The sequence below is a fragment of the Amycolatopsis sp. NPDC114503 genome (genome assembly GCF_055633655.1).
Genome location: NZ_JBVKDT010000003.1, coordinates 740,676 through 755,303 on the forward strand (window position 1 = coordinate 740,676; position 14,628 = coordinate 755,303).

At 67.5% G+C, this 14,628-nt stretch carries 12 protein-coding genes; 3 read left to right on the forward strand and 9 right to left on the reverse strand.

From position 1 onward, the window contains the following. Window positions 1-215: 215 nt before the first annotated feature. Window positions 216-509, reverse strand: a complete 294-nt coding sequence (locus ACZ7OI_RS15975) for a DUF4192 family protein (protein ID WP_470264937.1) — start codon at window positions 507-509, stop codon at window positions 216-218. Between the two features lie 104 nt (window positions 510-613). Between ACZ7OI_RS15975 and istA the strand changes: the two genes are divergently transcribed. Next, on the forward strand, window positions 614-2,146 hold the full coding sequence (gene istA / locus ACZ7OI_RS15980; RefSeq protein ID WP_470264938.1) for an IS21 family transposase: 1,533 nt from the start codon (window positions 614-616) through the stop codon (window positions 2,144-2,146). Then, complete coding sequence (gene istB / locus ACZ7OI_RS15985; protein WP_037347384.1) at window positions 2,146-2,934, forward strand: IS21-like element helper ATPase IstB; 789 nt, start codon at window positions 2,146-2,148, stop codon at window positions 2,932-2,934. The genes istA and istB overlap by 1 nt, the downstream gene beginning before the upstream one ends. Here istB and ACZ7OI_RS15990 read toward each other — a convergent pair. After that, window positions 2,867-4,153: a DUF4192 domain-containing protein gene (locus ACZ7OI_RS15990; RefSeq protein ID WP_470264939.1), complete on the reverse strand. Its 1,287-nt coding sequence runs from the start codon at window positions 4,151-4,153 to the stop codon at window positions 2,867-2,869. The two genes, istB and ACZ7OI_RS15990, sit on opposite strands and share 68 nt — an antisense overlap. On the opposite strand from ACZ7OI_RS15990, the gene ACZ7OI_RS15995 reads away from it, so the two are divergent. After that, window positions 4,152-4,343: a hypothetical protein gene (locus ACZ7OI_RS15995; protein WP_470264940.1), complete on the forward strand. Its 192-nt coding sequence runs from the start codon at window positions 4,152-4,154 to the stop codon at window positions 4,341-4,343. The two genes, ACZ7OI_RS15990 and ACZ7OI_RS15995, sit on opposite strands and share 2 nt — an antisense overlap. 29 nt (window positions 4,344-4,372) lie before the next feature. Here ACZ7OI_RS15995 and ACZ7OI_RS16000 read toward each other — a convergent pair whose 3' ends face one another. From ACZ7OI_RS16000 to ACZ7OI_RS16030, 7 genes are all read right to left on the reverse strand, one after another. Beyond that, entirely contained in the window at window positions 4,373-4,639 is a 267-nt protein-coding gene (locus ACZ7OI_RS16000; protein ID WP_470264941.1) for a hypothetical protein, read from the reverse strand. Between the two features lie 40 nt (window positions 4,640-4,679). After that, window positions 4,680-5,207 carry a hypothetical protein gene (locus ACZ7OI_RS16005; protein WP_470264942.1) on the reverse strand — a complete coding sequence of 176 codons (528 nt, stop codon included), beginning with the start codon at window positions 5,205-5,207 and terminating at the stop codon, window positions 4,680-4,682. Window positions 5,208-5,496: 289 nt separating this feature from the next. Next, window positions 5,497-6,381, reverse strand: coding sequence for a DNA-processing protein DprA (locus ACZ7OI_RS16010; protein ID WP_470264943.1), 885 nt, complete (start codon window positions 6,379-6,381; stop codon window positions 5,497-5,499). Window positions 6,382-6,610: 229 nt separating this feature from the next. Further along, window positions 6,611-7,084, reverse strand: a complete 474-nt coding sequence (locus ACZ7OI_RS16015) for a hypothetical protein (RefSeq protein ID WP_470264944.1) — start codon at window positions 7,082-7,084, stop codon at window positions 6,611-6,613. A gap of 284 nt (window positions 7,085-7,368) precedes the next feature. Next, entirely contained in the window at window positions 7,369-10,182 is a 2,814-nt protein-coding gene (locus ACZ7OI_RS16020; RefSeq protein WP_470264945.1) for a UvrD-helicase domain-containing protein, read from the reverse strand. A gap of 606 nt (window positions 10,183-10,788) precedes the next feature. Then, window positions 10,789-12,714 carry an AAA family ATPase gene (locus ACZ7OI_RS16025; RefSeq protein WP_470264946.1) on the reverse strand — a complete coding sequence of 642 codons (1,926 nt, stop codon included), beginning with the start codon at window positions 12,712-12,714 and terminating at the stop codon, window positions 10,789-10,791. 171 nt (window positions 12,715-12,885) lie between these two features. After that, window positions 12,886-14,577 (reverse strand): hypothetical protein, encoded by a 1,692-nt coding sequence (locus tag ACZ7OI_RS16030; protein WP_470264947.1) that lies wholly within the window; start codon window positions 14,575-14,577, stop codon window positions 12,886-12,888. Window positions 14,578-14,628: the final 51 nt, after the last annotated feature.

Below are 14,628 nucleotides of genomic sequence, written 5' to 3' on the forward strand. Positions count from 1 at the left end.
CCGCCGACCTTCTTCTGAGAAAAACACTGGCTTGAACGTGTTCCGGGGCGGATTGGCTGAACAGAACGAGGTTGGCCGGCGTCGAACGAACGGGGCGCACTTCGTTCTGCCCCCCTCTGCAATGCGGCGGATCGCGAAGGGCGTCTGGCCCGGTGGTGGTCCGGCATGCTGGCGGTGTTGTCGTGTCCGACGCGGACGGCACCGCCGACTCGAGGTCAGGGCTCGGCGGTGAGAGCACCGCCGACCCGTTCTTCTCCGAGGCGGAGATCGGCGGCAGCGTCGCGATGCACGAGCCGAGCGAGCGCTTCGGGCGGGAGACCCTGTCGGACAGCGCGTTCGATGAGCCGGGACAGGACGTGGCGTGGATTCGCCTCGAGCGCATTGTCCAGCGCTATGCCGGCGAACGGTCCGTCGCCGCGCATGTAGGCCGCGAATCCCAGCAGGCAGGCTGCGTCGGCCCGTTGCGGCTCGGGCAATCCGCGTGTCAGCGGCCAGTGAATACTCCCCATAGGCGGCCAGATAAGGCCCCGCTGATGGCCACCGGGTTCCCCGTGGATGGCCAGATATCTCCCCGGTAGACAGTCCGGGATGTCGTGCGGTGAGGCTGCGCGATGTGAAGAGCAGCAGGGAGATTATGGAGATCCTCGAGGCGTATGACCTCACGGGGAGTTACCGCGCGGCGGCCGAACTGGTCGGGTGTGACCACCACACGGTCGCGCGGTATGTGGCCCTGCGGGCGGCCGGCGAGCCGCCGGTCGCGCGGGAGCACCGGGTTCGCCCGATCGACGAGTACCTGCCCAAGATCGAGGAGCTGGTGGTGCGGTCGAACGGGAAGGTCCGCGCGGATGTGGTGCATCGGCGGATCACGGCGATGGGTTTCACCGGTGGTGAACGCACCACTCGCCGTGTCGTGGCGCAGGTGAAGCAGCGGCTGCGGGCTGGGCAGCGGCGGGTGTTCCGTCCGTGGGTCGTGGAACCGGGCCTGTGGTTGCAGTGGGATTGGGGCCACGGCCCGAAAATCGCTGGTCGGCAGACGCAGCTGTGGTGCGCGTGGCTGGCATGGTCCCGGTTCCGGGTGGTGATCCCGGTGATGGACAAGACACTCCCGACGATCGTGGCCTGTTTGGACACCACGCTGCGGCGGATCGGTGGCGTTCCGACGTATGCGTTGACAGACAACGAAAAGACAGTGTCCGTGGATCATGTCGCGTCGATCGCGGTCCGCAACCCCGACATCGTCGAGGTCGGCCGGCACTACGGGATGACGATCCGGACCTGTGTTCCGGCGGACCCGCAGTCCAAGGGCGGATCGGAGGCGACGGTGCGGATCGCGAAAGCGGATTTGGTGCCCACCGACACCAATCTGCTGGATGCCTGCCGCAGTTTCGGGGACTTGGAGACGGCCTGCCGCGAGTTCTGCGAGCAGGTCAACGACCGGCCGCATCGCGAGACCCACCGACGTCCGGTCGAGGCACTCGCGGAGGAACAAACCCGGCTGCATCCCTTGACCCGCAAGCCTTTCACCGTCGCGTTCGGCACCACCCGGCGGGTCAACTGGGACGGCACCGTCTCGGTCGATGGGGTTCGGTATTCGGTGCCTCACCCGCTGGTCGACACCCGGGTCTGGGTCCGCTTCCACGGCGACGACCTGATCGTGACGGCGATCGACGAGAACGGCCCGTCCGAGGTCGCCCGGCATGCCCGCTCGACACCGGGAAACCCATCGATCCAGGAAGAGCACTACCCGCCGCGGCCCGATCACCACGGCGACCGCGCGCCGCGGGCCGCCTCACCGGAGGAAGCAGCGTTCCTCGCGCTGGGCAGCGGCGCCGCAGCCTGGTTGACCGAGGCCGCGGCCACCGGCGTCCGCCGGATCCGCCCGAAGATGGCCGAAGCGGTCACCCTGGCCAAGCTGCACCCGGCCGCCGAGGTCGACCAGGCGCTCGGGATCGCGGCGATCGCCGGCCGGTTCGCCGAGAACGACCTGATCCGCATCCTGACCCATCACACCGGCCGCGACACCGCCGAACCCTCACGGGCCAGCGAGGACCACAGCCTGCAGCCAGGCACCTCCGCCTGGTCCAACTTCGGCCTCCCCGTCCGCGGCCTCGCGACCAGCGAGAACGACCCTGAAAGCGATCACTGATGACCTCTGGACTCCGCATCGCCGGCTCCGCCGGCGACCCTCTCGCCGAAGCCGTCGCGCTGACGAAACGGCTGAAGCTGCCGCACCTGCGCCGCGCGTTGACGGACCTGATCCCGACCGCGAAGGCGCAACGCTGGGACCCGGCCGAGGTCGTGCGGGTGCTGCTCGCGGAAGAGGCCGCCGGCCGGGACGCGGCGAACCTGCGGACCCGCCGCAAACGCGCCGCGTTTCCCGCGGGCAAGACCTTCGGCGACTGGGACGAGCAGGCCTCGTCCATCGCGCGGCCGACGCAGGACTCGCTGAAGACACTGGAATGGGTGCGGAACAAGGAGAACCTCTGCATCTGCGGCCCGTCCGGGACCGGCAAATCACACTTCTGCGAAGCCCTCGGGCAAGCCGCGATCGAAGCCGGGCTGACCGTCGCCTGGTTCACCATCGAGGACCTCGGCGCCCTGGTCCGACGGCACCGGGTCGACGACTCCATCACCCGCGCCCTGGCCCGGCTGATCCGCACAGACCTGATCATCATCGACGACATCGGCCTGCTGCCGGTCAGCCCCGACGCAGCGGAAGGGTTCTACCGGCTGGTCGACGCCGCCTACGAACGCCGCGCGCTGGCCGTGAGCTCAAACCTGCACCCCTCCGGATTCGACGAGATCATGCCGAAAACCCTCGCCACCGCCACGGTCGACCGGCTCCTGCACCACGCGCACGTTGTTGTCACACAAGGTGACAGCTTCCGGCTCGCCCAGGCCACTTCCGGACAGGGGGTGAGACCGCTGCACTGACCATCCGATCCACCAGGCGGGGACTTATCTGGCCGTCGTTGGGGAAATCCAACTGGCCGCCAGCGGGGACAACATCTGGCCGCCTACGGGGAGAACGAACTGGCCATTGACATCCGCGAACGAGCATGAGCCACAACTGCTCGGTGTCACGGGCCAGTGCTGTGTCCGCGGGTATTGCGAGGGCCATGCACGCGTCACGAACGCGGGGGTCTGCGAGCACTCGGGCGCACCCGACGATCTGGTCGTCGGCGAGACTGCCCGTCGTCCTGTATTGCCGCAGTGCCGCGCGGATCTGAGAACCGCAGGCCGCGATCGCATCAGCCGGGTCCTGGGGTGAGATCGAGGACGTTGCCAGTTCCGCGGCACGGCGCGCGAGGACGGTCGGGGACGCCGGTTCGAGCAGCTGTTGCATCTCGGACCTGCTGCCGAAGGCGACGTTTCCGGTCCTCGCGGTCACGGCAGCGAGGACGGTGTTGCGCGGGTCCGGCAGAGTCCCCTCGCATCCATGGCTTTGGTAGCACGCCCAGCGCGCGCCAGCGGTGATCTCCGGCGTCCACAATGCGTGCATCATGCGCAGGTCCTGATTGGACAGTGCGCGTTCCAGGCGGCGGACCAACTCACAGTGCGGCGGCCGCCCATGGCGGGGTGGGCCGCCGATGACTGCGACCGTGACACCGGTGTGGGGGTGGTCCGCGAAACGCCGCACGAGCGTGTCGACCGAGAGCGCGCTGACCCCGGGAGCGGGCAGATCGGTCCGCAGCAGGAGTCCGATCCTGGTGCCTGGCGGCTGATGTCCGATCAGCACCAGGGAATTGTCGGGCCGGAATCCGACCAGGAAGGGCAACGCGGCAAGCAGGTCTCCCGGGGCGTGCAGGCGGACCTTCTGAGTTGCTGCCGGAGCCGAAGGGAGTTCGTCTCGCGACGGGTCCGAACTGCTCGGCCCGCCGCGGGATCCTCCAGAGCACGTCGCGGGGCCAGGCTGTTCATTGTCGTAGTTCACGTGGGCCTCCGGGTGGGTCGGGCCGCGGGGTTGGGGCACCCGCGGTGTGGGCACGGGCGCGGAATCAGTCACCGGGCACGGCAGGGGCGTGACAGCCGATCGCACCCGTCCGGGCTTCGGACACGGCTGAGCCGGCGATGGCTCAGAGGACCTCGCTGGTGTGAGGTCCTCTGTCTCCACGCCGTCTGTCAGTCCGGTCGCTCTCGGACGCGAACGCATGGAGCTCACCGGGGTGCTGGCGGGCGAGCCAGCCGGTGCTGCGACGGCGCAGGAGGACCGGCTGTTGATCGCGGACGACGAACAGCGCGCCGAAGCCTCCGTCGTTCTCGTCGATGATGGTGACGTCATAGGTCAGCGCGCAGGCGGTGCACACGACGAGATGGTCGACGCGGCACCAGTCGCCGCGTAGCCGAGCGATCCGCCCGCAACAGGGCGCGATCACGTCGAGGCGATCTCCCGGGGCAGCCTCGGTGTAGCGGCGGGCTCGTACTCCGGGCACGAGCCGGTTGGGGTCGACGTCGTCAGCGGCTCCGTAGAATGCGAGTTCTCCGCCGCCACGACGGGTTCCGGCCAGGCCCCTCCTTCTACGCCGCGTCGCTCCAGTGGGCGCACGACAACAGCGGCGATCTCCGCGCGGTGTTCCAGCCGGGCCAGCGACCAGCCGATGCGGCGTTCCTTGCCCGGAGCCTGAGCTTGCCGCGGCAAGGTTGTTGTCGGCGGTTCGTTCCCCTGTCGATCGCTGGGGTCAGAAAATTCCGGGAAGACGCCAGGTGATGGGCCGGATCCGCAGCGGTTTCGTCCCGGCGTAGGACGCCACCTCGTTGCCGTGGTCAACCACGACGTGATAGTCGGCGACCCAGACGGCGAACCACGCCTCGGCAGGCCCGCCGGAACGCGCCGCGGCGTCGGGTGCGTGCCTCATGTCCGCGTCGATGCGAGGCAAGGTCGAACGGTAGTGATTCAGGCGTCCGCCGATCATGGGACACGACGTGATGGTGTAGGCGGCGCACCAGGGGTGCAGCGCCGGTTCGTTCGTGCGCTGGTAGGGGAGGTCGGACAGCCGCATCATCAGCACGCACCGGTCTTCCAGGGGCTCGTCGCATACGCCGCACAGTCGGCCTCGCACGGCGCGCGCTGCCAGTGCACGGTCGACGGATCCGAGCAAATACCGGCCGTCGGCCGTGCGGGGAGTGATCCGGGGCACGACCAGACCGCCTACGGTCGGGAGGTGTTGGAGCGACAGCGGAATCGGGGGAACGAGCGTACCGGCCATGGTCTTGTCTCCTGTCTGAACGGGGATGTCGGCTCACGGACGCGACTCGGAACGCGGACGAATGCAGCGGTCTCGCGTGGAGATCTCGGACCGGCGGTCGAGCATCCGGTTGCGCACGACCGGATATCAGCGCCTTTGCGGACAGAACTGCTGCCTAGGCGTGGCGTGTGATGCGCGGGCTGCGGCAACACCACAGGCGGGATGAGCCGGGCGGAATCCCGGCGGGCATGTCTGTGCCGGAAATCATGCGGTGGCCTCGGTGACCGGAGCACGCGTCAGCGGACTGTCCTCAGAAGTCACCGCGCTCGTCCCGATAGTCGATGTGCTCGGCGGAGCTGGCGATCGTGGCGACGCCGGTGCGCAGCAGTTCGTGGACGCCCGCCGACGCCGAGGAGTGGATCGACCCCGGCACGCCGTAGACCCGGCGGCCGAGTCCGCGGGCGGTTCGCGCGACGGCGAGGGCTCCGCTGCGGTGCGAGGCTTCGACGAGCACGGTCGCCGAGGCGAGAGCGGCCAGCAGTCGGCACCGTGCGTGGAACCGGGTGAGGGCTGGCACTGTGCCGGTCGGGTACTCGCTGACCAGCAGGCCGCCCTCTTCGATCACGGTTCGGAAAAGCGGGGAGTGCTGGTGCGGGTAGGCCACGTCGACTCCGGTGGCGAGCACGGCGACCGTCGGGCCGTCGCCGAGCAGGGCGCCGCGGTGTGCTGCCTCGTCCACGCCGAAGCCGCCGCCGGTGAGGACCGTCGCTCCGTCCCGGGCGAGCTGGCAGGCGAGGTCTGTGGCGACGGTGTCGCCGTATGCCGTCGATGCGCGCGATCCGGTGACGGTCACAGCGGGCCCGGCGAGTTGCGCCAGCGGACCGCTGCCTCGCACCCAGAGCGCGAGCGGGACGCCGAGAGCGGCCAGATCGGAGAGGCGGTCGAGCGGCCAGTGTGGGTCTTCGGGTGTGACCAGGCGCGCCGTGCCGCTGTCCAGGGCTCGCAGGTCGTCGTCGATGCGAGCATCGGGTTCCGTGATTTCGCCGAGCACGGCAGGAGGGGCCGCGCCGCGCCGGATCAGCGCGGCCGCGTCGACGAGTCCGTGAAGGGCGACGAACTCGTGAACGGCGGGTGCGGGCGGCTCGGCGGCACGCTGGAGGAACAGAAGGGCGTGCAGTTCGTCGTGCGAGGGCATGGTGCGCCTCCTCGAAGATCGGGGCGTGTTCGGGCTGAAAGTTCGTCAGCCTCGGCCGGAGCGAGCCCGGCAATCGGGCACGATCGGCAAGTTGCGGGTGTGGGCCATCGGCGCACGGCAGCGACGCGAGGGCTGCGACGCGAGGGCTGCGACGCCCGCCACCGGAGTGCGAGCCTCCGGTGGCGGGCGTGGCTGCGGCGGCAAGCGCGGTCCGATCCGCATGATGCGGTTACGACAGTGGCCCGCCGTCCTGTGCCCGGCCTGACTGCCGCTCAGGCGCGGATACCGCCGCCTGGCGGCGGCGTACGGCCACAACATGCTGGCCGCTGACGTGGCGTCCCCGGGCGACCGTCGCCTGCGCGACCTCCGCGCGCGTCGCCCACCGCACATTGTCGGCCTGGCAATTCAAGCTGTCGCCGTCCACGATCATGGCGACGTGGACCGGCGTCGGCGGTTCTCCGTGGAATGCCTCGCACACCAGTCTCGCCAATCGCCGGGTCAGCGTGATCGGGCGCCGGTGGTAACGGATCACCAGCCGCGGGCGTGTCCGCTGCACGTTCGTCACGACGTTGGGCGTAATGATCGTTCCTGTCGCGACCGCGCGGGCCCGGCCGAGGTCGGAGACCTCCAGCGCCGGCGCCGACGGAACGGCCCGCCACTCTTCGGCCGGGTTTCCGGCAGTCGGAGCGACGAAGGCGGTCATGGCGGTCCCCTTTCCTAGTCCTCGGGATGGGCCAGCGCCACGGCCCGATGCCCCGCGCGCGATGTCTCGGCGCGGGGCGCAGCGCGTCGCGTCCCGCGGACGTCGGGGAACTGGTCAGGATCGGTGATGCCGCCCGGCGGCGGCCGTGGACCGAGCCACGATGCATGAGCGGCAGCCGTATGCCGGTCGCCTGTGGCGCTGGTCCGGTGGGGCCAGCAGCGTCCCGCACCGGCTCAGCTGGCTTTCCTGCCCTGCCGGGCGTCGGAGCCGGTGCGGCGGGCCGGTCAAGCGACTCGGGGAACTCGTCCGGTGTCGCCGGAGGTCCCGTCTTCCGTTTCGCCGTCGTCCTCTGCCAGGAGATCCGGGTCGATGCCCTGGGCGCGCAGTGCGGCGCGCTTGTCGCGCTTGGCGAGAACGTCGGCGATCTGCTCGTAGGCGCTCTGCATCGGCGGGTTCCTGGCTGTGCCGTAGGACAGAACGTACTGGCTGTTCATGGCCCTGGTGAAGGCCACATAGAACATCCTCCGGAAGTCCTGGCTCATCTGGGGCTCGTCTTTGTACAGCACCACGGCGTTGTCGAACTCGAGGCCCTTGGCTCCGTGGATCGTCGTGACGACGAGGTCGGCCTTGGACTCGAGGTTCTGCCGTTTGCGCTCCTGGTTCTTCTGCTTGTTCACATTCAGTTTCTGCTGGTTCCGACGGATCTCGAAGAGCAGGAGGCTGTCCCGGAGCCGGTCGAAGAACTCGGCGTGCGCCAGGGTTCCCTGGTCGCACAGTGCGACCCAGCCGGTGACGGCGGCGTTGTTCTCGCTCCACCACTCCCCGACGGTGCGCATCACCGCATCGGCGACCTGGGTTTTGCCCGAGTTCTTCGTGAGCTTGTCCAGGTTGTTCTTGATGCCCTCCGACACCACGAACGAAGCGTTGCGCGGCGGCACCTGCAGAACGTCGTTCCAGTACAGCTTGATGTATTTGGAGAAGATGTCCGTGGCGTAGACACGGTCGCTGACCAGCGTGGCGACGCGCTTGCCGGGATAAGCCTTTTCCAGCGCCTGCTGCATCAGCGCGACCTCCCGGCGGGCGTAGGCGAGGAAAGCCACTTGCTCGCCGCGGTCGAGGCAGGCCTGGACGTAGCCCGGAATCACGGTGTTGCGCATGATCGGCTCGAGGTCCTGCGAGACGAAGCCGGTGACCTTGTCGACCGCGTAGTGGTTCAGGGTCACCTTCTCGCGGAAGGATTTCTCCGTCGGCACGGCCAGCGAGTCGGCGCGCAGCCGGATGTTGGCGAACTGGTTGGTCTCCAGACCTCCGAGCACGACGTTCGCGAAGTCCAGGATCTCCTGGTTGCTCCGGTAGTTGGTCGTGAGCTTGAACGTCGCGAAGACGCCCGAGCTTTCCAGGGTGTTGAGGGCCCGCGGGTTCGCGGAGCGGAACTCGTAGAGCGTCTGCGACGCGTCGCCGACGATGAACAGGCTCTGAGCGTGCTTGGTGACGTACTTCAGCACGTAGATGAACTCGAACACCGAGTTGTCCTGCACCTCGTCGATGATGAGGTACTTGGACTGGACGTGGGCGGGTTCGGCCATCGTGTCGATGCGCTGATAGCAGATGATGATCTGCAGTTCGAGCGAGGTCTGCTCGATCCGGTCGAGCAGCGCGATGACCTGGTCGAAGTTCTTCTCGACGAAGGCGTTCAGGGCGGTGAACGCCGAGGGCTGCTTGTTGTGGTCCACCGCGAGCAGCCGTGAGCGGAAATCGGCGGCGAACTGGCTGTTGGGATAGAAGATGTCGATCGAGTTGATGATCGTGTCGATCGCCGACACCTTGTGCGTCGGGTGATTGAGCGCGTAGATGTCGATGAGCATCTTCGCGATGGTCATGGAACCGACGTGCGGGTTCTTCGCGCTGATGTTGTCGGCGGCGGCGTTGGTGAACGACAGGACGGTGATGTCGCCGGGCGACACCCCGCAGCCGATGAGATAGTCGATGCGCGCGAGGATCACCGTCGACTTGCCGGTGCCCGCGCCCGCCTGGGTCATCACCAGGGGTTCGTGCGTGGTCACCGCGCTGTGCTGCTGGGGGGACAGCTGGCCTGGCAGCGCCGGCGGAGCGGCCGGTTGCACGGGCGCGACCAGCTGCGGCTTCATCTGCTCGAGATGGTCGAGCGTGTGGTTCATCAGCAGGCTGAGGTTCTGCTTCGACAGCTTCGTCGCGGAGTCCGCCGGGAAGGTCCGGTAGATCTGCCGGTGGATCCGGCGGTAGGCCTCCAGCGGGACAGGGTAGTTCTCCAGGGAGCGCAGTTGCGTGGCCAGCGCGTTGAGTTCGGCGTCGCTGGGGCTGGCGGGCATGCCGACGACGTAGCGGCAGATCTCGTCGGCGATGTCCTCGGAATTCCACATTTGCGCCAGGCGGCTGATGCGCTCGTAGATCGGGTATCCGCGCATCCACTCGTCGAGTTCGTCGTGGAGGTTGTACGCGGTCAGGCCGGCGGCGAGCAGCATGTTCTTCATGAAGTGCACCGCGTCTTCCATCGGGCTCGTGCTCCAGTCCTGGATGACGAAGGCGTCGAGGAATCCAGGATGGACCGAGCGCGAAACCGCCGTCGCGAATTCGGGTTCGGAAACGTTTTTGCTGCAGAAGAACAGGTCCATCCGGTACTGGATCACCAGATCCCGCGAGACTCTGTCCCCCGACTTGTTCTCGTAGAGCACGAGCGCTTGCGGGGTCATGTCGAAGGCCACGTTCCAGTCGTTCGGACCGATCGACGCGGCGTCGACGGCGAACCTGTCGTCGCGGTGCGCGATCGGCATCGCGAACGAGCCGTTGGGGAGCACCGACAGCAGCGCCCTGCGCGTAATCGGAGCGAGCGGCACGCAGGACGTGGTGACGTCGTGCTGCGTCGAAGTCTGCTTGACCTCGATGTCGAGAACCTTGGCGTACGCGGTGTTGGTGACGGTGTTCTTCGGCAGCAGATTCTCGTTGAGCAAGCCCCTTTTATGTCCGGACCCCGTCAATTTGGCCGAGAAGAACTTCGGGTCGACAGTTTTCTGGACCGCTGCGGCTGCCGAGAAGTCGATGTCATCGAGCTGAATGGGCATGGCGTCGTCTTTCCTCGATCGGGCAGATGGATTGGTCGAGAGCGACGCGAACTCGCCGCTGAAACGCCGCTGCCGAGCAGACGGACGCATGGGCGGCGCGGGAGGGCTTGTCGCGTAACGGGCCCTCCCGCGCGCCTCTCAACCCACCCGTCGGGGCCGTGAGGCCCCGGCTCCAGGCCCAGGGCATCGCCACGGGCCCGGACACCGCGCGCTGCCCAAGCACGCGGTGGTCGGAGCGCGCCGGGTCATCGCCCGGGCGAACGGCACGGGAGATCGCCGAGCGCAAAGTTCCGAGGGCCGGCATCGACAGGAGCGCCGCCCTGGTCGGCGCCGAACAGGCCGAGCACGGGGCCTTGTCCGCGACCGCCGCAGCATTGTGGCAACGGGCGTCGAGATTCGTCCTGAACGGCAGACACTGCGACCGCACCTTGTCGTTTGCCTGGATCGAAAGCGAGTTATCGCGGTCGCCGGATTTCGGTGCTGGAACCGGCGCGGCACACGGTACGGCTGGCATCTGCAAGGAATGCGCACCATTGGTCCCGGGGCGCGGACGCGGCACTCTTCTTCGCGCGCGGGCGCGCGCTTCCGTGCTCGTGGACGGGGTTCTCAGACGGCGACTGACGCGCTGTCCTCCTCTGCCGGCGTTGTCACCGGGGCCGCGACGGCGGCGTTTGCCGCCAGAACCCGGTCCTCGATCCACGTTCGCACGGCTTTTGCGGCCGGGCGTGCGCCCTGGGAGTCCACGTAAGTGGCTGCGGCGAGGCCACTGAGCTCCGAGCGGGGCATCGACGGGGGCAGGATCGCGTCCAGACGCGGCTGGACGCCGACGAGGCGCTCCCGCTCGCGCTCGTACCCCGCTTCCACGATGCGCCGGTAGGCTGCTTCGTCGATCGGGTCGAACCCCACGACCAATGTGAACCGGCCGAGCAGCTCCGGTTCGAAGAAACCGGTCAACGCCCGGGTGAGGCTTTGGCGCGACACCGTCGTCCTGACGGGTGCGAAACCGATGCCGCCTGTGCCCAGAGTCTCGCGCGCCGCGTTGGTCGTGCAGATGACCAGCGCTTTCGAGAAGTCGAGCAGCTTGCCGCGAGAGCTACGGATGTAGCCCTCGTCGAATGCGGACAGGAACAGCCGTTGCACAGCCCTGTCGGCCTTCTCGAACTCGTCGAGCAAGATCACCCGGTAGGGATCCGCTTCGAGCGTGTCGAACGGGAGTTCCTGGTTGGAGTCGGATCCGATGTAGCCGGGAGGCGCACCGACGATCTTCGCCGTGGACGACTGGGTGTGGTACTCGGACATGTTGAGGATGATCGGCGGGACTCCGGTCGTCTGTTCGGCGATGATCTTCGCGGTCTCCGTCTTGCCGACTCCCGAGGCTCCGGCGAACATCCAGGCTGTCGGCGTCTTCGTCGGGAACAGGTCGAGTTCCGCGCGGGCAAGACGGTCGGTGAGCGTGGCGAGTACGTCGTCCTGGCCGAGCAAGCGGCTGGTGAGCGTCGTGCGCAGCGTCGTCACGTCGAAGTCGGGGCGTCGAGCATTGCCGGTCATCAGCCGTTTCGCCACGTCGAGCACACGGGTCTTGGTCAGCGGCACTTGCGGGATCGAGCGCAGCGCCTGGACAAGCGCTGTGTTGCCCGCGTGTTCCGCCTCGGCGACGAGCCGCTTCTGTTCCAGGACGCGGTCGGCCATCGCCCGGTCGAGCAGGGTGATGGCGCTGTCCGGGCGGTGTTGTGCGGCTCGGGAGTTCGCTTCGGCGATAGCGACGGTATCGGCGAGGACGTCGTCGGAGACCCCGATCTGATGGCGGTAGTGGCTCACCAGGCCGGAGCGCGCGGAGGCAAGGACGGACCTCGTCTGTTCGAGCGTGAGCTCCTCGACGGTGAGCGGGGTGAAGCGCCGCGCGAAGGCCGGGTCCTCGTCGAAAGCCCTGGACTCGGCCGAGGTCGTGGCTCCGATGACGGACATGTCGCCGCGGGCGAGCGCCGGTTTGAGGATCTGCGAGATCTTCCGGCCGGTCACGTCGCTGTGGCTGGCGGAGCCTCCGACGATCTGGTGGACTTCGTCGATGAACAGGATCGCCTTGTTCTTCGGGTCCGAGGCAAAATCGACGATGGCGTTGACACGCTGCTCGATCGCTCCGACCAAGCTCGATCCGGCGACAAGGCCCGAGATCGGCAGCTCGTAGACCGTGTGGTTCTTCAGCAGATCGGGAATAAGCGGGTCGTCGAGGCGGATGCGTCGGGCGATGTCCTCGACGATCTTGGTTTTGCCGACGCCAGCCGGTCCGGTGAGCAGCACGTTCGGCTTGTTCTTGCTGATCAGAACGGACAGGAGCTGTTCGATCAGCGCCTCGCGGAACATGGTGGGCTCGTCGTTCGCGCATTTCTCGTTGAGGTCGACGAGCATCGCGGTCGCGTCGTCCTTGTCGGACCCGCTGGCCGGCTGGCTCGGCCCCGTCGAAGGCCCCGTCGGCGGGAGGCCCCCGTTGTTCTGGTCGTCGTCGGATCCGGACGTGAAGTTGTTGAGGCCCATTGCGGCGTCCTCCGTTCGGTGTGGGTCGCCGGGGCGGCACTGCGGGCGAGAGCGGCCCGGCACGGGCAATGCAGGTGGGAGAGACAGGGAAAGGAGCCACCGCGGCACGGAGCTGCCGTCGGGAGGAGCTGGCCGGCAGCTCTGTGCCGCGGTCCCCGTGCAAGGACCTGGTCAGACGACCAGGCCCAGCAACTTCTGCCGGATGCTGGGGTCGATGTGGCGCATCCCGTCGGCATATTTCGTGGCGTGGTAGACCATCGCCGACCAGTCCATCCCTGAGCACGGCGCGTAATAGAGACGGGGCGGGTGGTCCACGCGGGCCGAGGGCGGAGCCCACTCGAAATCCGTGATCATCAACGAGAGCCGCCGCTTGCGTGCTTGGGATTCGTTGATGTGATCCCAGACCTGTTTGAACGCGGTGCCACCCGTGACCTTGGGAACCCGCCGGAATTCCCGCCAGATCTGGATCGTCGACTTGTTCTCCACCTTCAACAACGTCTCCTGGGACAGGATGTGGCTGAACGAGTTGAAGTACAGGTTGACGTTGAGCCTCTTGGCGATTTCGATGAGCATCAGCACGGCCTCCTGGTAGTTCTCCTCGGAGATCGAGCCGGAGGTGTCGATGTACACGTGCAGGTCCGGCATGTACTTCACCGAGGCGATCCGACCCGGCTTGTTGAAATCGTCCGGATCGCGGCGGCTGGCCTTGAGAAACGTCGGCTTCTGCGTGCGCAGGACGTTCTGCGAACTGTGCACCTTGCCGAGGCTCCGCAAAACCCGGGTGATGTCCTTGAACAGATCGATCTTGCTCGGGGGCTGTTTGCGGAACTTCACCTGGGCAGAGCGCATGCCCGGCATTCCGGGCTGCTGTTTCATGCTCAGGGCGGCAGCCCTGGCCGCCGCACGCGGCAGGCTCGTCAGTTTCGACAGGGACGCGTGCGACACCACTTTCACCGGCGAGGCCAGAGATTGGTTGATGAGGTTCCACTCCCCCGCCACCTTCGGCGCCGTGGCACGAGCATGGGCCTCGACGTTGACCAGAACCAGGGAGCGGGGACAGAACAGTTCGCCGAGAGTGAAGGGCATGACGCCGACATCAGCGGCCGTGCCGCCGGCCCGGGCTTGCCTGTGCTGCTGCTCGACGTAGGTCATGAGCAGGTGGATGACCATGCGAGCGAAGGAGAACTCGTCATTGCCGTCTGCGTCGTGCTTGCGCAGCAGGAACGACTCGGTCAGACCCGCCAGCGAGGACTGTGCGAAATCGGTCAGCAGCCTGACGGTGTTCCCGGGCACGACACCTGCGCCGGCCACGGTCTGCGTCTGCTGGCTCAGCCACACCTTGAAGGTGTCGAAGGCCGCCGAAGTCTGGAACCAGAATCCCAGCGTGTCCGGATGAAACGCGTAGGCGACCGACGCGAAGAACGCGCCGTCGTCGGCAGAGCCGGCGAGCAAGGCTTTTGCCGCCGGAATGACGTCGCTCTGCGCGGTGTAGAGCACGCGGGCCGACGGCGGCGGCATTTTGTTCGCCTGCCCGGCCTGGACCGCGAAAAGCTCGCCTACGGGGAGCGGCGTGGCCTGGTCGTAGTTGACCATGGTCTGGCCGAGCAGTTCCTTGACGGTTTTCTCGGCGCCGGTGTTCACGGTGTCGCTGAGGCAGCTCATGATGAGTTTCGGAACATCGGCAGTCAGGTCGGCGCCTGAGGCATCGGTGACAACTGCCGGAGCATGGGGACTGAGCGGCTCCAGCAGAGGCGCCACGACGGTCCGCTGGACGGCCGGCATGGGATCGAAATCGCCGCCGCACGAGATGGTGTGCACCGGGTCGAGCACAGCCGGTTTCTGATTCGAGACGCTGATGGTCATGTCGAGGTCTCCTTCCGGGGTCGGGAGCGGCAGGCGTGAACCACCGGCGCG